The organism is Halarcobacter sp. (genome assembly GCF_963675975.1).
Classification (GTDB): domain Bacteria; phylum Campylobacterota; class Campylobacteria; order Campylobacterales; family Arcobacteraceae; genus Halarcobacter.
The window spans coordinates 1,159,984-1,178,548 of record NZ_OY780939.1 but is presented as its reverse complement, the minus strand read 5'-3'; the positions used below and the strand labels follow the sequence as shown (position 1 = coordinate 1,178,548).

Below are 18,565 nucleotides of genomic sequence, written 5' to 3'. Positions count from 1 at the left end.
TAAATTATGGATTTTATAAAAAGAATAAATTATACAAAAAACTTTACTCTTTTATTTATTTTGACAGGTACAAGTTTTGCAATACTTATAGTATTTGTAATTTTTTCTGAACTTAAAACCTATCAATATAAAAGCGATAAAGATAAAGCTCAATATGAAATAAATCTAAAAAAAGAAAAAACTTTAGAGTTTTATGAGCATTTTGAAAAATTTCTTTTTACAATTACAACAAATAGATTTTTTACAAGCTATATAAATAATCCTACAAATGAACATAAAAAAGATTTAATAACCCTATTTGAAACCTTATCAAAACATGAAAAATATATTACCCAACTAAGATATATAAATAACCAAGGGCAAGAGATTGTAAGAATAGATAAAGTTAAAATAAATACACCAATAAAACTTATAGAAAAAAATAATTTACAAAATAAAAAACATAGAGACTATTTTATTGAAACTATGAAAAAAAATAAAAATGAAATCTTTGTTTCCAAATTAGATTTAAATATAGAAAATAAAAAAATAGAAATTCCATATAAACCTGTATTAAGATTTGCTACACCAGTTTTCTTGGATTTTAATAAACAAGGGATTATTGTAGTAAATATTTTTGCACAAAGTTTACTAAATGAAATATCAGATTCAAAATCTTTTGATGTTGACATTTATGACCAAGATAAACATATTTTAGTATCAAGCAATAAAAAAAATTGGACTAGATATTTAGATAATATCTCAAATATAAAAGAAAAAAAGTATATCTATAAAGATATACTAATTGATACTAAAAATGGTGAAATATTATATATAGGTTTAACACCAAAAGACTCATTAAATCACTTCTTAGAGCTAATAAACAAAGAGATATTCTTTCTCATACTGATTGTAATTTTTATATCATTTGTTTTAGGTAAACTTTTAGCAATAATTCCAAAAAAACTCTTTGATGAATTAGATAAACAACAAAAGATACTAATACAACAATCAAAAATAGCAGCAATGGGAGAAATGACCTCAATGCTTGCCCACCAATGGAGACAACCTTTAAACGCAATATCTGTTCTAATGCAAGAGATGCAAATAAAATTTGAAAGAGATATTTTAACTAAAGAGGAACAAAAAAGTATCACTGAAAATATAAAACACAAACTAATGTATATGTCAAAAACAATTGATAATTTTAGAGATTTTTTAAAACCGCAAAAAGAAAGAAAAGAGTTAAATATCATAGACCTAATTGATAAATCTTTTAGTATAGTTGATATCAAACTAAAAAATGCAAATATAAAATACAAAATCTTATACAACAAAGATAACTATAAAAATTTTATAATAAAAACTTTCCAAGATGAACTAGAACAAGTATTTATAAACCTACTAAATAACTCAATTGACGCTATACAAGAGAATACAAAAGAAGATGAAAAAAAATATATTCATGTATCAATAAAACTTGATAAAAATCAAATCATAATCAAATTTGAAGACAGTGGGAAAGGGATAAAAAATGAGGTTTTAGAAAATCTATTTGAACCATACAGCTCAACAAAACTTGAAAAAAATGGTTCAGGACTAGGGCTTTACATGAGTAAAATAATTATAGAAAAAAATATGAACGGACAAATAGAAGTTTCAAACACAAAAGAAGGAGCTTGTTTTAAACTCATTCTTAACAAAGAATAAATAGCAATTTACTTTTTTCTCTTAAATATCACAAGTTTTTAAGATAAAAATAGCACCCTTCTGCCCTATTTTATTCTCTTCTCTTAAGATAATCTCTTCTTTATCTATAAGCTCAAAACCAAAATCTTTGCACAATGATTCTATATATTTTATAGTATGAGAAAACCTTCCACTTTTTCCCAATTGGAAACTTTCCTTTTCAAGTTCATCTAAAAGCTCTATTGTGAAGATAAAATGGCTATCACTATTTATAGTTTTTTTAATGCTCGAGAAAATAGTTTTTAAAGCCCCAATATATATAAATACATCAGCAGCTATGATTAAATCGTATTCTTTAACACTTTCTAAAAGAAATTTATGAATATCATTTGTATGAAGTTCAGAATATATATCTTTTTTTCTTGTTTCATCTATCATATTTGAAGATATATCAACACCAACTAAGTTTGGAAAAGATTCAACAATAGTTTTACCTAATAACCCCGTACCACAACCTAAATCTAATATTTTAGAATCTTTTGAAGAGTTTAATGAGAATAATTTTTCTTTTATGATAAAAGGAACTTGATACTTTAGAGAACTAACAAGATGTTCCTCAAAATGTCCAGCATATCTATCAAAAAGGTCTCTTGCATACAAAGATGAGTATTCACTGCTAGTCTCTTCATTTAAAGATGCTAAAAGATGGTTTGCTCCTGGATGTTCTGGTAGTTTTGCAAGAGTTCTTTTTAGATACTCATACATTTTTCCTTCATTTTTCATTTTTCTATAACATTGAGCTATAGAAAAAAGAGCTTCATAAAACTCAGGACAAACTTTCATAACCTTTTCCAAATGAAAAAGTGAAAACTCATATTTACAAAGTTTATCATAGATTTGTGCCATATTAAAATGGCAAGTATAACACTCAGTATTAGCCTTACTAGCTTCTTTTAAATAAAAAAGCGCCTTATTGTAGTTTTTATTAGTTTTATGACAATTACCAATTTCAAAATTTGCTTCAAAATTAGTTTTATCCTCAAACAAAATATCTTCATAAATTGTTATTGCTTGTGTAGTTGATCCAGATTTTTGAAGTTGCATAGCTTTTTCAAAAGCTTCTTTAACAGCATGTGAATTCATAATTAGCTCCTTTAAACTGAGCTACAGAAAATATTAGTCAAGGTATTAAGTCAAAAAAGATAAAAATAAGCTCTAATCAAGTATAACATTTAAATATCTTTTCTAGCGGTAATTATGTATAGTTTTTATGCATAGTAAAGTTTAATAATAAATTAGAATCTATTAGTTATTTATTAAGAAGTATTTTATCCATATAGCTCATCTTCATAAACTCTTCCATTTGATTATTGCTTGAATATTCTAACTGACTCTCTATAGCCTATGTAATAAGGGATAGATTAAATAATCTACAAAACTATACCTCTTTTTATACACTTTTAATCACTACGAAGTGGTTTAAAATGGTACAAAATTTTTTTAATTAAGTCTATTTACACTCCAAGGAGCTGATGAACTACCACAGTTATTCTCTTTTTTGTATTAATTTATCTGCTCAAATTGTTCATCACTTAATGACTGAGATAATAAACTGTAAGTTTTTCCTTGAAAATCTATTGTTCCAAATATTGTTTCTTGATTTGGGATACTCATGATATTAATTTAGCTTATTTAACATAGATAATAATGTTGTATCAATTCTATTAATAGTTTCTTTCATGTCATCAATGACAAATTTTTCCCCTTTATTAACAAAATCATCAATTGTGTACCTTTTTATTTCTTCATATTTTTTAGATTTCTTATTTTTGATTTTATTACAAATATTTTGTATATCTTCATTCATATCTTCATTATATAATGCACGATGTGAAAAATATAAAACTATATCTTCATTTTCATATTCACAAGAAATATCAAATATTGTTTCTTCTATGTCATCCCAATTTAAGTCTAATATTTCATATATTTTATCTGTACTTTCTAATTTTATAAAAACCGAATCATCCTTAAAATCAAATTCATCATCAAGTTTATCTTCATAAAATTTTTTTGTGATAGTTGTTTTATGTTGAATTAAAATATTTAAAGCTTCAGCATAATCTTTATTCAACCAAATTTTTTCACATAATTCTTCTAGTTTTTTATCTTCCACAATACCTCTCCTTTTCATTAAATCTATATAGCTTTCTAACAATATTTTAGTTTTTACAGAAATATCTTTTGATTTTAAAATGTTTTCAATTGTATTTGCAACCATCGTATGACTTGCTTTTAACCAGTTGTTTCTAGTAGGTTCTTCAAGATTAATAGTTAAGAAAATGAAATACTTAGTGTATTCATCTGAATATTTTTCATTTATTATTCTTTCATAGTCATTAAGCTGCCCACCACCGCCATCTTCAACTCTTTCACTTGCATATAATTTATTTTCTATCGTTATAACAAATTTATTTGCTTCATCGACAATAAGTAAATCAATATAATCTTTTTCTCTAAAAACTGTAATATCTCTATTTTTATTTTTTGGTAGATACAAATAATGTTTTAGTGACTCAATTTTTTTATTATTATTTTCATCGACTACTTTTTTCAAAAAATCTTCTAAAATTAGATATTCTAAATTATGTTCACTATCATCAAATAACCAACCTAAAATATTAGAATGTTTAACTTCTTGTGTACCCATACCTGTAATTTCAAGTATATTAAAATCCATTACATTATCACTTATTTCAGATAATGTATTTTGTACTTCATCGTTAAAAATAAATTCTTCTAACTGTTCATATTCATTTTTATCATTACTCATTATTTGCTCCCTAGATTATTCTCTCAAAATAGTTGCTTCCAATAGTTCTTTCACACTCAGCAACATTTATTTTATATGTAGCACCGTTAAAGTATGTAGATTGATAGATTTTCCCATTTTTACACTTACATACTATTTTTAACCTATACAGATTCAACAAATTTTTATAAACAAAATTAGATAAATTTTTCAATAATTCAATTAATTCATTTCATTTTGTATCAAATTTCAATACAAAAATGGTTTGGAATATCTTTTTTCTTGTCAACACCTGTATTATAAATCATAGTATTATTTATTTTATCAATAATATCTATTGGATGATGCATATGACCACAAAGTATAACTTTTGGTGATAGTACACCATTTTTTATATTTCTATAAAACTCATTATCTCCCCAATCTTCATTCGTTTTATTGTGTATTGCTGTTTTTGTATAAGAGGGTGGTAAATGGTATAAAATCACGTCACATTCATCATATTCATAAAATTCTGGTGCTATATAAGGAATACATCCAAATTTTATGCCATCAATTATTTTTATTGTATTATCGCTATACACATTTGAAATTTTACTAAACCAATCTTCATTTTCCAACTCTTCTATATCATGATTACCACTGCAAATAAACAAAGGTTTCTTAAATTTTTTCATCCAATTTGTTATCCACTCTATCTGTTCTAAGAGTGTTTCATTTTTTGAATCTTCCAAAAAATCACCAGTGATACAAAATACATCATAATTGTTTTGTTGTTTAATTAACCATTCAAACCAATTTTTATTAAAGTGTAAATCTGTTGTATGTAGTATTTTCATGTGTTATTATCCATAAATTTTAATTTATTCTCATTTACGACTTTCTTGACATATTAAAGCTTCCACTTAAATCCCTTTGAATAGTACTATATAGATACATTAAATTTTTCCGCCAAATTTTCAACAGATAATTTTCCACCATCATTTAATTTTTTTAAAATTATTATAAGTCTGTATAGAGTTTTATCATAATCGTATTTATATGTCATAAGATTATTTTATCTTAATATAATTAGAATTTTTGTTAATTATAGTTAATTTATTAAACACTTTATTTTAATATTCTTTTATACTAAAGACTTTTCAATAAAATATAAAGAATATCTACAAAGTATTATTTTTGTATATCTTCCCCATATAACTCATCTTCATAAACTCTTCCATTTGATTATTGCTTGAGTATTCATAACCAAATACATCTTTCCATAAAGATTCATCTTCCATACACATATAAAAATATACATCTTGATGCCAAGGTTTGAAAGTGTCATATGCATGTTTGAACATCTCTCTTTTTATTTCTAATGGATAAGACTGTTTTCCATTTGCATCTGTTAGTGGCATTTGTAGGATTTTTGATTTAAACTTTCTACTTCTTATTTTGTTTATAACTGGTTTTATAAAGGTTAAAGTTCCAAGTGAAACCAAGGCTACTTTTTTTGAATCAAAAGTATCAATAAGAGTTTTATAAACCTCTTCATACTCTTCTAAATAGTTTTCATAGTGAACTATTGGGTGAAAGTGAAAACCTACTAAAACACCTTTATCGCTTACTTTTTTTGCTGCTTCGATTCTTTGGTTTAAACTTGCTGCTAGATGTTCTTCATTGTCAATTATAGTTTGTGTATTTAAAGACCAAGTACAAATTATGTTTTTAGGAACTTCATTTTCTAAAAAGTATTTTATGTTGTTTGATTTTGTTTTAAATTCAAGTATTACATTTGGATTTTTTCTTGCAAACTCAAATAAGGCATCTAAAATCCCCTCTTTATTTCCCCACATAAGTGAATCTGAACTTTGCCCTGTTCCTATATGATAAGTTTGATTTGGGTCTAATTTTAGATTTTCAAGATTCTTTTTAAAGTTTACATCAAAACCTATTTTATCTTGATTGTAAAAAGATTGAATAGAACAATATGAACAATCAAAACCACAAGATTGAACTGCATCTAATGTAAGTAAATTACAACATCTAGTGTTAGCACTTGCAACAGGGCAAGAACCTAAAGCAGTTTTTTCACCTTCAAATTTAGTAAATGAAAACTTTCTTACATCATCTTTATACAAATCTTTTGAAAAGTTTTTATATGAGTTTGGTTTTGACCTAAAATTTTCCCACTTTTTTCTTATATCGTTAAAAGCATTTTTTCTATTTGCATACTCTTCGTTAAAAAGCTTAGAGATATCAGGTTCATGCCACATATTAAAATCAATTGCGAAGTCTATTATCTGTTTTAATTCTTGGAAAGAAAACTCATAAAGAAATGCAATTTTTGTAATAAACTCTTGATTTTCAAAACTAAGGTTTTTGAAGTTTGTTTTAGGAAGAGATTCCTCAAACTTTTCTTTATAAGTCATAAATACTTTTTCCAGCTTTGTTTTGTTTTTTCAATAAGCTCAATCACAAAGGATTTTTTAGGGATTTCTATCTCCAGATAATCAGAAACAACTTTAAAACAAAAAAGATTATCACAATACTTTTTTGAAGTTTCCAAAAAATATTTTGCTTCCATATCCACTAAAAGTGTTTCTAGATTTTCATCATCTTCCAAAGGTTCATCTACTGTTGTAATTGGAGCAAAATTTATATTTGGAAGCAGTCTATTTGTACAAAATAGTGTTCCAATTTTGACTGATGAATCGCTACACCCAGCAATTCCAATATTAATAGCTTTTGATATTTTGTAGTTTTCATAAACATATTCTAAAGAGTTTATGCAATTCTCTTTCCCCATACCAGATACTATTAATAAATATTTTTCATCTTCATCTTTAAATAGTTTACTGTTTTTAGGTAGATTTTGGACAGAATTATCCTGTTTTAGTTTTAAAGAGTTAATTAATGCTTGTGCTTCTGATAGTAAGGCTGTGTGGATAAATGTCTTAGACATGAAAGTAAAACTAAGACCGAAGTCTTAGTTTTTAAAGCTTTATTATTTTCTAAGTTCTTTAATCTTAGCTTTTTTACCAGTAAGACCTCTTAGGTAGTGTAATTTAGCTCTTCTTACTTTACCTCTTCTGATTACCTCAAAAGTTTTGATAGATTCAGAATATAGAGGGAAAATTCTCTCTACACCAACAGAGTTAGCTCCGATTTTTCTTACTGTAAATGTAGCATCTACACCGTTTCCGCTTCTAGCAATAACTACACCTTCGTAAGTTTGAACTCTCTTCTTCTCACCTTCTTTAATCTCAACACCAAGTCTAACAGTATCACCTGCTCTAAACTGTGGAATCTCTTTTTCTGCAAGTTGCGCTGCTTCAAAGCTCGCAATATATCTATTTTTCATTGTATTTCCCTTTGGTGAAAGTGCCCGCATTTGCAAGTTGCGGGATATCACGCTTCTATTTTGTTTTTTTTCTTGTAATCAATCCTGGTCTAAAATATTTTGTTTTGCAAATAGCCAGATTGTTTTTTAGGTCGGCAATTTTACTATGATTTCCCTTTAAGAATTCTTTAATTACACTTAAATTTTCAAAATTTTCAGGTTTTGAAAAAGATGGGGCTTCTAAAAGATTGTTTTCATAGCTTTCCATAGTTAAAGAATCAGCATTTCCAAGAACACCATCAACATTCCTAGCAATGGCATCAGCCATAACTAAAGATGGCAATTCTCCACCTGTAAGTATAAATTCTCCTATAGAAAATACTTCATTAGCATATTTTTCTATAACTCTCTCATCAATTCCCTCATATCTTCCACTTACAAAAACTAAATTTTTTTTCTTTGCTAATCTTTTAGCATCATTTTGTCTAAAAGGTTTTGCTGCTGCTAAGGGAAAGATAATATAAGCATCTTCATTTTTACTTTTTATCTCATCTAAACAATCAAAAAGTGGTTGACAATTCATAAGCATCCCTGCCCCGCCACCAACCATTGGTGAATCTACTTTTAAGTGTTTGTTTTTTGTGTAATCTCTTGGATTATAAAACTCATAACTTAAAAATTCTGAATCAATCGCTCTTTTTAATATAGAATCATAAAAATATGGCTCTATCAAGTTTGGAAATAATGTCACAAATGTAAATTTCATATATAAATTGAAGTATCCTTATATTTTTGAAAGTTTATCATAATTAATTTAAACAAACAAAAGAATTAAAATTATTCATATATATTCTATCTCTATTTATAAGTGTAAAAACTTATTTTTGATAATATTCCACATACAATATAAAGAAGAAGATAAAATGATTACATTAAGTGATATAAAAGAAGCAAAAAGTAACTTAGAAAATGTTGCAGAAAATACTCCATTAACAAGAGCACCAATATTAAGTAAAACTTTTAATAGTGAAATCTATTTAAAAAAAGAAAACTTACAATTAACTGGTAGTTTTAAATTAAGAGGTGCATTTAACAGAATTGCAAAACTAAGTGAAGAAAAAAGAAAGAAAGGTGTTGTTGCAGCAAGTGCAGGAAATCATGCTCAAGGTGTGGCTTTTTCAGCTCAATATTTTGGTTGTGAAGCAACTATTTTTATGCCAGAAGCAACTCCTCTTACAAAAGTTAGTGGTGTAAAATCTTATGGTGCCAATGTTGTTTTAACAGGTGAAAACTTTGATGAAGCATACGAAGCTTCAATGAAATTTTGCCAAGAAAACAATAGTGAATTTATTCACCCTTTTGCAGATGATGAAGTAATAGCGGGTCAAGGAACAATCTCCTTGGAGATTTTAGAACAAATTCCAGATTTAAAACAACTAATTGTACCAATTGGTGGTGGAGGTCTAATCTCAGGAATTGCAATAGCAGCAAAAGCAATAAACCCAGATATTAAGATTATTGGAGTTGTAGCAGCTGGTGCTCCAGGGATGAAAGAATCATACAAATCACAAATGCCAATTGATTCTGTTTCAGTTAGAACAATTGCAGATGGTATTGCAGTTAGAGATGTAAATCCAAAACTTTTAGAGATCATTATAGATTATGTTGACCATATTGTTGAAGTAACAGATAATGAAATAGCAAATGCTATTTTATTTTTACTAGAAAAACATAAACTTGTAGTTGAAGGAGCAGGTGCAGTTTCAACAGCAGCAATCTTACACGAAAAAGTTGAAATAGAAGATTCAAAAGTTTGTGCAGTTATTAGTGGAGGAAATATTGATGTTACTATGCTTTCACAAATTATTGAAAAAGGTTTAGTTAAATCTTATAGAAAAATGAATCTAATTGTTACTTTAAGAGACAAACCAGGTTCACTTACAGAATTATCTGAAATATTTAAAGATTGTGCAGCTAACATAGTTCAAATAGATTACGATAGAGATTCGGTAAAACTGGACTTTGGAGAGGCTCACATAACTATTTCTTTAGAAACAAAAGGTGAAGAGCACCAAAAAGAGATAAGGGAAAAATTGAAACAAAATGGTTACAGATATAAACAAATATAAATTTTATAGTACACATTTATAAAATATTTAGAAAATAAAATATATAATATCTGATATTTTAGTCAAAGAAAGAAATCATAAAAGGAAGACAATGGAAGGAAGACTGTTTACATTCTTAGGTGCAATTGGTGGGCACGGTCAAGAATGGCTTATCTTATCACATTTTGCAATAGTAATTGGAGTTATCTTTTTACTTTCAAGAGCTGCTACTAAAAAAATGCAACTAGTACCAACTGGTTCACAAAATCTTTTAGAAGCATTTATTGGTGGAATTATCAGCATGGGTGCTGATACAATGGGAGAACAAAACGCAAGAAGATATTTACCATTAATTGGTTCATTAGCGTTAGTTATTTTCTTTAGTAATATGTTAGGTATTATCCCAGGATTTGAATCTCCAACTGCTAATATCAACTTTACACTTAGTTTAGCTCTAATTGTATTTGTTTACTATAACTACTTAGGTATTAAAAAGAATGGTTTTGTAAACTATTTCAAACACTTTATGGGTCCAATGCCTGTACTTGCTCCATTAATGTTCCCAATTGAAATAATTTCTCACTTATCAAGAATTATTTCATTATCATTCAGACTTTTTGGTTCGATAAAAGGTGATGATATGTTTACTATGGTACTTTTAATGTTAGTTCCATGGTTATTACCAATGGCAGGTTTCTTTATGTTAACTGCATTTGGATTCTTACAAGCATTTATTTTCAGTATCCTAACATATGTATATATTGCAGGATCTATTATGATGGAAGAAGAAGGTCACTAGAAACTAGTTTGACTAACAAAAAAGGGGAAAGATTTTCTTTCCCCTTTTTTTATGCCCTCTTTTTAATAAAAACTATAATAAAATCTTTAAAATATTTAATATAGAGGTTTACAAATGGATGAAGATTTTATTAGTTATTTGATAACTGATCCAAAATATTATTCAAACAATCCAACACTTTTCAAAAAAAATTTAGAAAAAGCACTAAAATCTAAAGATGTTAATATAGCTTGCTTTAGAGATAAAGAATCAGAAAATATAGAAGAGTTAGCTTCTATATTTGTAGATGTTTGCAAACAGAACAATATAGAAAAAATCTTAATCAATAGTAATATTGAATTAGCATATAACTTAGGTGCAAATGGAGTTCATCTAAACTCAACACAGTTTGATAAAATCAAAGAGGCTAAGAGTTTAGATCTATATACAATTATCTCTTGTCACAACTATAAAGAGCTTGACTTGGCATTAAAATTTCATGTAAATGCAGTAACTTATTCACCTATTTATAACACACCAAACAAAGGTGAGCCAAAAGGTATAAGTAACTTAAAAGAAGCAGTTAAAATATATGAAGATTTAAATATTATTGCTTTGGGTGGAATTATTACAGACACTCAAATAGAAGAGATAAAAAAAGCAAAAGCTTTTGGTTTCGCTTCTATTAGGTATTTTATATAAGTTTTTTTAAAATAGCTTCATTCTCTTTTAAATAGATAATAAAAGTAAAAACTCTTTTGCCACCTGAAATCTCTTCTATGGCTTTCTTATAAGTTTTTACTTGTATTTCATGCTCTGGCAATTCATTTTGGGTAGTCTTATAATCAAAGATATAATAGGTATCATCTTTTATAGCCAATAAATCGATTATCTTCAACTCTTTGTTATAAAGTAAAGATTGCTCTTTATTAAAATTGGCACCCTCAACTATTTGTTTAAACTCTTTGTGTTGAATTAGATAATTTATTCTTTGTTCAATACTAACAAAATCTTTATCAACTAAATAGCTTGAATATCTGTTTTTTGTAAGATTTAATGCATATTTTAATGAAACCTCATCAAACTTATTCATCATCTCAAGACAATAGTGTGTAGCTATCCCATAATATCTTGAATACAAAGAATACTCTTTGTCATCATCATCTTTTTTTACTGGTTTATCTTGTAAACCTAAATTTAAAGGTTTATATATAACCTTTTCACTTTTTTCATAGTTTTTTGTTTTATTGTCACTAATTTGAATTTGTCCAATTTCACTTTTTACCAAATCTATAAGATTAAAAACTGAACTTTTATGATTTTTCTTATGCACTATAAGATTCTTTTTTGCCCTTGTTAAAGCAACATATAAAATATTTAATTCATCTTCAAAATTTAGAGCTTTTTCTTTTTCTAACGCTTTTTTATAATCCTCATTATAGTTTTCTAAACCAGATATTTTATAATAGATATTTTTTAGATTTACCTCATCATATTCAAAAAGTAATGAGCTTTTGTCAGCATTTTTTTGTTTAATTCTATCAAGTAATATAACAGTATGAAACTCTAAACCTTTTGATTTAAATATGGTAAGTATTTGTAAACCTATTTGTTCTGAGTTTTCTATTGAAGCATCCAACTTATCTATCTCATAAATAAAATCAATAATATTTTTATATTGATTACTCAATTCTATAAGTTTTATAACATTATCATCAACTATATTTAATAGATTTGAAATACTGTAAAGAACCTCTTGCAAGCTATATCTTTTTATGTCAACTTTTATTTCAAGTTTTGATGCAGGTGCTTTTCCCAATATTGCATTTACATTCTCTTTATAAATCTCTTCTTGAAAATAAAGATACTTAACCATATTTATCAAAGCTTTTACATTTTCTTGATTTATAAGTTTTGAAGTCATCTCTGTAGATATTTTCAAACTTGGAAACATCTTTTTTAAATATGAATAGATATTTAATACATCATCATTTGTATAAGTTAATATTGCGATATCATTACTATTTACACCACTTTGCATTAAGGATGAAATCTTTTTTGCTATATTTTCATATTTGTCCTCTTCTAATAAAGCTTCATCTTCTAAAACCTCAACATATCCATCTTTATGCAATGACATTTGGTCATGGTACTCATAAGATGGAAGTTTTGAAAAACTTGTATTTACAAAATTTACTATGTTTTCACAAGAACGATAATTTGTATTTAAAATCTCAACTTCAACTTGTTTATTTGATTTAAGTACATAATCAAAAAGTTCCCTTTTCCCACCTCTAAATCTATAAATAGATTGTTTTGTATCTCCAACATAGAAAAATGTTTTAAATTCACTTGAAGATAATATCTCTTCAATTAAAGGTTGTAAAATTTTATATTGAAGTAAAGAGGTATCTTGAAACTCATCAATTAATATATGTGAAAATTTTGAATCTAATCTAAAATATAAAAAGTCTTTATCAATTTTTTTTGAAAGTAATTCATAGGTTAAATTTGAAATATCACTAAAGTGTAAATAGTTTTTTGATTTGTTATATTTAAATTTATACTCTTTAAATAATCTATACAATTCAAACAGCTTGCTGATACTATAACCAGCTCTAATCTTATAATATACAGCCATCTCTTTTTTTACATTTAAAAAGAAGGTTTCAAGTAAATCATTTGCACATTTTTTAAAATATGAAAACTCAAACACACTATCTTTACTAAGCCATGTTTTCCCTTTAGACATCAACTCTTCAAAAGTTTCAAAATCAACTGCATTTTTTGCACTATTTGATGCTTGAGGACAGTTTAGTATAAACTCTTTTATTTTTAATGCTTCATCAACTACACTCTTCTTTTGTACGCCCAAAAGACTTGCATCAATATTTACTGTTACTATCTCTTCATTTTTTTCTAAAAGATTTTGGAATATCTCAAAAAGTGAATTATATTTTTTCTTCTCATAGATTTGAAAATCAACCAATTTATCAAAATCTTCTAAAGATAAAGATTCCAAAAACTTAATACTTAAGCTTTCAATATCATCCTCTTTTATCTCAAAATCATCACTAATCCCAATATATCCGCAAAACTCTCTTAATATCATATTTATAAATTTATCAATTGTAAAAATAGATAAAGTTGCATTTGTATAATTGTTTATCAATCTATCTTTTTTTTCTAAGATTCTCTCTTTTGATAAACCTGATTCTTTAGATATTTCATTTAAATAAGCTTCATCATTACCTAAGTTAAGTAAGGTATTATAGATTCTCTCACTCATCTCATTTGCCGCTTTATTAGTAAAAGTAAGTGTTAATATCTCTTTAGGTTTTGCGTTTAATAATAGTAGGGAAATATATCGTACTGTCAAGGCAAAAGTTTTTCCACTTCCTGCACTTGCTTTTAATGCTAAAAACTGTTTCATATTGAAATAATACATTATTAAAATTAATTTTTCCACTAATTTAACTTAAGATTAACTTTAATTAATTTTTTTATTGATATAATAAATCTATTTTTAAATTATGAGTAATATTCTATGAAAACAAAAAACAAAATTATTTTATTAGTTATCTCAATTATAAGTTTTATGTTTATCCTTATAACTGCAGATATGGTATACAACTTTAGAGAGTATGGTATTAAATCTATTGACGATAAAGCTCATGCTATTGCAAAGACTGTTGAGCATGCTTTAACTTCTCAAATGGTATCTGGCGTTATTGATGATAGGGAGTTATTTTTAAGTCAATTAAAAAACATCCCAAACATTGATAAGATCTGGTTAAGTAGAGGTCAAAAAGTTATAGAACTTTATGGTGTTGGCTTACTTAATGAGCATGTAAAAGATAGTGTAGATGAAGAAGTATTACGTACAGGGAAAACAAAAAGAGTCATAGATGAAAATATTTTTTCTGAAAGTAATTATAGAATTACTATTCCATATAATGCAACAAGTGCAGGTAAAATAAACTGTATCTCATGTCATAGTAATGCCGATGAGGGTGATACATTGGGTGCAATTACTATTCAAATGTCAATTGATGAGTCTAAACAAGTTGGTATAAAAACTATGACAAACACTATTACCATCGCTTTAATACTAATGGTAGTAATTATCTTCATCTTAAATATAATAATATCTCCATTTTTAAGCCTTTTTGATTCTATTAGAAAAGTTATGAATAAAGCTCAAAAAGGTGATTATTCATATCGTATTATTGGAGTTAAAGGTAAAGAATCAGAAGATGTATCAACATGGATTAATGGATTTTTGGAAAAATTAGAGATTACTTTAGATTCTATAGATGCAAAAATATCAATTTTCCTTTCAGAAAATCAAAGAAAAATGGATAAAGACCACCTAATAAATGTAAAAAATACTGTTGAAAGACTTTCAGATGTTTATAAATTTAGAAAAACAATAGAATATGATGAAACTATAGAGCAAGTATATGATAGATTAGCTCAAATTATCAAAGATAAAACAGGCATAGAAAATTTTAACTTTTTTGAAGCAAATACAGTTAGTGGCGAAATCACGGTAGTACATAAAGAAAAAAATATCTTTTGTAATATATTTGAAGAGGGTTGTAGAGCTGATAGAACTAATACAATGATTGATTCTACACACTTTAAAGATATGTGCCCAGCCTGTCATACATGTGATAAATACAATTATTTCTGTATTCCATACTCAATTTCAAATGAGCTAGATCTTATTATCTCTATATTTACAGAAAGTGAAAAAGAGATTGAAAGAGTTCAGAACCTAACACCATATATTCAAGATTATGTTGATGTGGCAAAAACAGTAATTGTAAGTAAAAAACTGATGCATATACTTGAAAAAAATGCACAAACAGATGCCTTAACTGGACTATTCAACAGAAAATATTTAGAAGATATAGTTCCAAAAATTACAGCTCAAACAAATAGATTAGAGATTGAATACGGTATTTTAATGTTAGATATTGATTTCTTCAAAATTATAAATGATACTTATGGACATGAGATTGGAGATAATGCAATTAAAATTGTAGCTGAGATTTTAAATGACAATATTAGAGAATCTGATATTGCAATTAGATATGGTGGAGAAGAGTTTATGATTCTTCTTTATAATTGTGATGAAGAATCAATTATCGAAGTAGCACAAAAAATTAGAATGAATTTTTCTAAAGCAGAAATCCCTACAGGTGGAATGGCAACAGTTAGAAAAACTTTAAGTATAGGTGTTTCTATGTATCCAAAAGATACAGATGATATTAAAGAAGCAATTAGATTTGCCGATTTAGCACTTTATAAAGCAAAAAATAATGGGAGAAATACAGTAGTTAGATTTACAAAATCTATATTTGAACTTCAAAATAAATCTAAGTAAATTTTAGATATAATCGCCCTTTCTAAAATAGTACTAGGATTTTCTATGCAAAAAAAACAACATAAAGTACAAACACTACTAGATGCTATTCCACATATAAAAAAGTTTTATGGAAAAACTATTGTGATTAAATATGGTGGATCAGCACAAACAAGCCCAGAATTAAAAGAAAAATTTGCTGAAGATATTGTTCTTCTTTCACTTGTAGGTATTAAACCTATTATTGTTCATGGTGGAGGAGCAAGAATTTCAGAACTTTTAGATAAATTAGAGATTCATTCAGAGTTTGTTGATGGACACAGAGTTACCTCTGAAGAAACAATGAGAGTTGTAGAGATGGTTCTTTCTGGTGAAATAAATAAAAATATCACTTCACTTTTAAATTATCATGGTGCAAAAGCTATTGGTATATCAGGAAAAGATTCTGCAATTATAAAAGCTAAACCAAAAGATGATGGCAAGTTTGGTTATACAGGTGTTATTACAGAAGTTAATGGCACAATGATTAATAACCTAGTAAAAGAGGGATTTATTCCTGTAATTGCTCCAATTGCAGATAGTGCAGAACCAAATCACCCTGGATACAATATCAATGCAGATGTAGCTGCTTCAAAAATTGCACAAGCTGTTAATGCACAGAAGGTTCTATTTTTAACAGATACTGTTGGAGTATTAGATAAAGAGGGAAATCTTCTTAACTCTTTAGATAAAGAAGATGTACAAGGCTATAAAGATAATGGAACAATTGCAGGTGGTATGATTCCAAAAGTTGACTCATGTATAGATGCAATTTATAACGGTGTAAATAAAGCTCATATTATAGATGGAAGAGTTGAACACTCAATTTTATTAGAACTATTTACAAGTGATGGTGTAGGAACACAATTTTTAAGAAAAGACAATCCAAACAATGGCATTGATATGGAAAAACTTTTAAACGACTAAGGACAAAAATGAATTTTATTGAAACTAGAGGAAATGATAATAATAGAGCTAAAGAGGTTACATTTAGTGAAGCGATTTTAAATCCAAGTGCTTCTTTTGGAGGTCTTTATGTACCAAAAGAGTTACCAAAACTAGAAGACAATTTCATTTTAAATCATCTTAACTCTTCATATAAAGAGTTAGCATATGATATTTTAAAAGCATTTGAGATTGATATTGAAGAAGATGAGATAAACAAAGCCTTAGCTTTATATGATAATTTTGATGATCCATCAAATCCTTGTCCAGTAGTAAAAGTTAAAGATGATCTTTTTGTACATGAACAATACCATGGACCAACTAGAGCTTTCAAAGACATGGCACTACAACCATTTGGTTCTATTTTAAGTTCAATTGCAAAAAAGAAAGATGAGAAATATTTAATTCTTGCTGCAACATCTGGTGATACTGGACCTGCTGCACTAAATACTTTTAAAAACAAAGAGAATATCCAAGTTGTATGTTTATATCCTGATGGTGGAACTTCTGATGTGCAAAGACTACAAATGGTTTGTGAAGATGGAGAAAATCTAAAAGTTATTGGTATTAAAGGAAATTTTGATGATGCACAAACTGCACTAAAAAATCTACTTGCATCTGAAAGCTTTAAAAAAGAGTTAGAAAATGATGGAATAAAACTAAGTGCTGCAAACTCTGTTAACTTTGGAAGAATTATCTTTCAAATCATTTATCATTTTTGGTCATATATCCAGCTTCTAAAACAAGAAGAGATTAAAAATGGTGAAAAAATCTATTTAGTAGTTCCAAGCGGTAACTTTGGAAATGTTTTAGGTGGTTTTTATGCTCAACAAATGGGTGTACCAGTTGAAAAACTTCTTGTTGCTTCAAATGAAAATGATATTCTAACTCAATGGATAAATACTGGTATTTATGACATAAGAGACAAAGAATTAAAACTTACAAAATCTCCAGCTATGGATATTTTAAAATCATCAAATATAGAAAGGGTAATATTTTCTATTTGTGGAGCACAAAGAACAAAAGAGTTAATGGAAGATTTAAATAACAATAAAATCTTTAAAATGAATGAAGAAGAGACTAAAAAACTTCAAAAATATTTTTCTGCAATAAACTCAGATGATAAATATGGTGCAAAAATTATAAAAGAATTTTTAAATTTAAAATATTTAATGGATCCACATACAGCAACTTGTATAAAAGCATACCAAAATTTAAAAGAAAAAGACTTAAAAGTGGTTATTTATTCTACAGCAGAGTGGACAAAATTTTCACCAACAGTACTTCAAGCGTTGCATGAAAATAGCATTTCACACCCAGATAAAGAGGCTTTAGATATAATTTCAAAAGAATATAATGCAAAACTTCCTGAATCAATCAAAGGATTATTTTCAGCTGAAATAAGACATAAAATTATTGTTGAAAAAGAAAATATAGAAGACGAAATTGTGAAATTTATTAGAGATTAATAAATCTCTAATAAGTTCAGCTTATAATTACTATGTGTAGATAATCT

The 18,565-nt window shown here is 26.9% G+C and carries 16 protein-coding genes; 7 read left to right on the top strand and 9 right to left on the bottom strand.

The window, feature by feature from the left end:
* The first annotated feature begins 6 nt into the window (after positions 1–6).
* The gene (locus ACKU3H_RS05850; protein WP_320036039.1) at positions 7–1,689 is read left to right on the top strand and encodes a HAMP domain-containing sensor histidine kinase; all 1,683 of its coding nucleotides are present in this window, start codon (positions 7–9) and stop codon (positions 1,687–1,689) included.
* A gap of 21 nt (positions 1,690–1,710) precedes the next feature.
* Here the strand turns inward: ACKU3H_RS05850 and ACKU3H_RS05845 are convergent, their stop codons facing one another.
* The 8 genes from ACKU3H_RS05845 to trmD all read right to left on the bottom strand — a co-directional run bounded on the left by ACKU3H_RS05845 (position 1,711) and on the right by trmD (position 8,574).
* A complete protein-coding gene (locus ACKU3H_RS05845) occupies positions 1,711–2,811 on the bottom strand; it encodes a methyltransferase domain-containing protein (RefSeq protein WP_320036038.1) in 1,101 nt (366 codons plus the stop codon).
* 535 nt (positions 2,812–3,346) lie between these two features.
* A complete protein-coding gene (locus tag ACKU3H_RS05840; protein WP_320036037.1) occupies positions 3,347–4,501 on the bottom strand; it encodes a PD-(D/E)XK nuclease family protein in 1,155 nt (384 codons plus the stop codon).
* Positions 4,502–4,722: 221 nt separating this feature from the next.
* The gene (locus tag ACKU3H_RS05835; protein WP_320036036.1) at positions 4,723–5,319 is read right to left on the bottom strand and encodes a metallophosphoesterase family protein; all 597 of its coding nucleotides are present in this window, start codon (positions 5,317–5,319) and stop codon (positions 4,723–4,725) included.
* Between the two features lie 86 nt (positions 5,320–5,405).
* A complete protein-coding gene (locus tag ACKU3H_RS05830; RefSeq protein ID WP_320036035.1) occupies positions 5,406–5,528 on the bottom strand; it encodes a hypothetical protein in 123 nt (40 codons plus the stop codon).
* Positions 5,529–5,643: 115 nt separating this feature from the next.
* On the bottom strand, positions 5,644–6,897 hold the full coding sequence (locus tag ACKU3H_RS05825; RefSeq protein ID WP_320036034.1) for a spore photoproduct lyase family protein: 1,254 nt from the start codon (positions 6,895–6,897) through the stop codon (positions 5,644–5,646).
* On the bottom strand, positions 6,894–7,430 hold the full coding sequence (locus ACKU3H_RS05820) for a nucleoside phosphorylase (RefSeq protein WP_320036033.1): 537 nt from the start codon (positions 7,428–7,430) through the stop codon (positions 6,894–6,896). Before ACKU3H_RS05820 ends, ACKU3H_RS05825 begins: the two co-directional genes overlap by 4 nt.
* 42 nt (positions 7,431–7,472) lie before the next feature.
* Positions 7,473–7,829: a 50S ribosomal protein L19 gene (rplS, locus tag ACKU3H_RS05815; protein ID WP_320036032.1), complete on the bottom strand. Its 357-nt coding sequence runs from the start codon at positions 7,827–7,829 to the stop codon at positions 7,473–7,475.
* Positions 7,830–7,884: 55 nt separating this feature from the next.
* Entirely contained in the window at positions 7,885–8,574 is a 690-nt protein-coding gene (trmD, locus tag ACKU3H_RS05810) for a tRNA (guanosine(37)-N1)-methyltransferase TrmD (RefSeq protein WP_320036031.1), read from the bottom strand.
* A gap of 157 nt (positions 8,575–8,731) precedes the next feature.
* Between trmD and ilvA the strand changes: the two genes are divergently transcribed.
* The 3 genes from ilvA to ACKU3H_RS05795 all read left to right on the top strand — a co-directional run bounded on the left by ilvA (position 8,732) and on the right by ACKU3H_RS05795 (position 11,396).
* Positions 8,732–9,937 carry a threonine ammonia-lyase gene (ilvA, locus tag ACKU3H_RS05805; protein WP_320036030.1) on the top strand — a complete coding sequence of 402 codons (1,206 nt, stop codon included), beginning with the start codon at positions 8,732–8,734 and terminating at the stop codon, positions 9,935–9,937.
* 91 nt (positions 9,938–10,028) lie between these two features.
* Positions 10,029–10,715, top strand: a complete 687-nt coding sequence (locus ACKU3H_RS05800) for a F0F1 ATP synthase subunit A (protein ID WP_320036029.1) — start codon at positions 10,029–10,031, stop codon at positions 10,713–10,715.
* 114 nt (positions 10,716–10,829) lie between these two features.
* Positions 10,830–11,396, top strand: a complete 567-nt coding sequence (locus tag ACKU3H_RS05795; RefSeq protein WP_320036028.1) for a thiamine phosphate synthase — start codon at positions 10,830–10,832, stop codon at positions 11,394–11,396.
* On the opposite strand, the gene ACKU3H_RS05790 is transcribed toward ACKU3H_RS05795, so the two are convergent.
* Entirely contained in the window at positions 11,389–14,163 is a 2,775-nt protein-coding gene (locus ACKU3H_RS05790) for a RecB-like helicase (protein ID WP_320036027.1), read from the bottom strand. The genes ACKU3H_RS05795 and ACKU3H_RS05790 overlap by 8 nt on opposite strands.
* 78 nt (positions 14,164–14,241) lie before the next feature.
* Here ACKU3H_RS05790 and ACKU3H_RS05785 point away from each other — a divergent pair, with 78 nt between their 5' ends.
* The 3 genes from ACKU3H_RS05785 to thrC are packed head-to-tail and all read left to right on the top strand — an operon-like array spanning position 14,242 to position 18,518.
* Positions 14,242–16,086 carry a GGDEF domain-containing protein gene (locus ACKU3H_RS05785; RefSeq protein WP_320036026.1) on the top strand — a complete coding sequence of 615 codons (1,845 nt, stop codon included), beginning with the start codon at positions 14,242–14,244 and terminating at the stop codon, positions 16,084–16,086.
* Positions 16,087–16,131: 45 nt separating this feature from the next.
* Complete coding sequence (gene argB / locus ACKU3H_RS05780) at positions 16,132–17,031, top strand: acetylglutamate kinase (protein ID WP_320036025.1); 900 nt, start codon at positions 16,132–16,134, stop codon at positions 17,029–17,031.
* Between the two features lie 8 nt (positions 17,032–17,039).
* Entirely contained in the window at positions 17,040–18,518 is a 1,479-nt protein-coding gene (thrC, locus tag ACKU3H_RS05775) for a threonine synthase (RefSeq protein WP_320036024.1), read from the top strand.
* Positions 18,519–18,565: the final 47 nt, after the last annotated feature.

Bases quoted from the DNA above. Each gene is read 5' to 3' on its own strand.
- ACKU3H_RS05850 (WP_320036039.1), top strand. From the start codon at position 7: ATGGATTTTATAAAAAGAATAAATTATACAAAAAACTTTACTCTTTTA.
- ACKU3H_RS05845 (WP_320036038.1), bottom strand. From the start codon at position 2,811: ATGAATTCACATGCTGTTAAAGAAGCTTTTGAAAAAGCTATGCAACTT.
- ACKU3H_RS05840 (WP_320036037.1), bottom strand. From the start codon at position 4,501: ATGAGTAATGATAAAAATGAATATGAACAGTTAGAAGAATTTATTTTT.
- ACKU3H_RS05835 (WP_320036036.1), bottom strand. From the start codon at position 5,319: ATGAAAATACTACATACAACAGATTTACACTTTAATAAAAATTGGTTT.
- ACKU3H_RS05830 (WP_320036035.1), bottom strand. From the start codon at position 5,528: ATGACATATAAATACGATTATGATAAAACTCTATACAGACTTATAATA.
- ACKU3H_RS05825 (WP_320036034.1), bottom strand. From the start codon at position 6,897: ATGACTTATAAAGAAAAGTTTGAGGAATCTCTTCCTAAAACAAACTTC.
- ACKU3H_RS05820 (WP_320036033.1), bottom strand. From the start codon at position 7,430: ATGTCTAAGACATTTATCCACACAGCCTTACTATCAGAAGCACAAGCA.
- rplS (WP_320036032.1), bottom strand. From the start codon at position 7,829: ATGAAAAATAGATATATTGCGAGCTTTGAAGCAGCGCAACTTGCAGAA.
- trmD (WP_320036031.1), bottom strand. From the start codon at position 8,574: ATGAAATTTACATTTGTGACATTATTTCCAAACTTGATAGAGCCATAT.
- ilvA (WP_320036030.1), top strand. From the start codon at position 8,732: ATGATTACATTAAGTGATATAAAAGAAGCAAAAAGTAACTTAGAAAAT.
- ACKU3H_RS05800 (WP_320036029.1), top strand. From the start codon at position 10,029: ATGGAAGGAAGACTGTTTACATTCTTAGGTGCAATTGGTGGGCACGGT.
- ACKU3H_RS05795 (WP_320036028.1), top strand. From the start codon at position 10,830: ATGGATGAAGATTTTATTAGTTATTTGATAACTGATCCAAAATATTAT.
- ACKU3H_RS05785 (WP_320036026.1), top strand. From the start codon at position 14,242: ATGAAAACAAAAAACAAAATTATTTTATTAGTTATCTCAATTATAAGT.
- argB (WP_320036025.1), top strand. From the start codon at position 16,132: ATGCAAAAAAAACAACATAAAGTACAAACACTACTAGATGCTATTCCA.
- thrC (WP_320036024.1), top strand. From the start codon at position 17,040: ATGAATTTTATTGAAACTAGAGGAAATGATAATAATAGAGCTAAAGAG.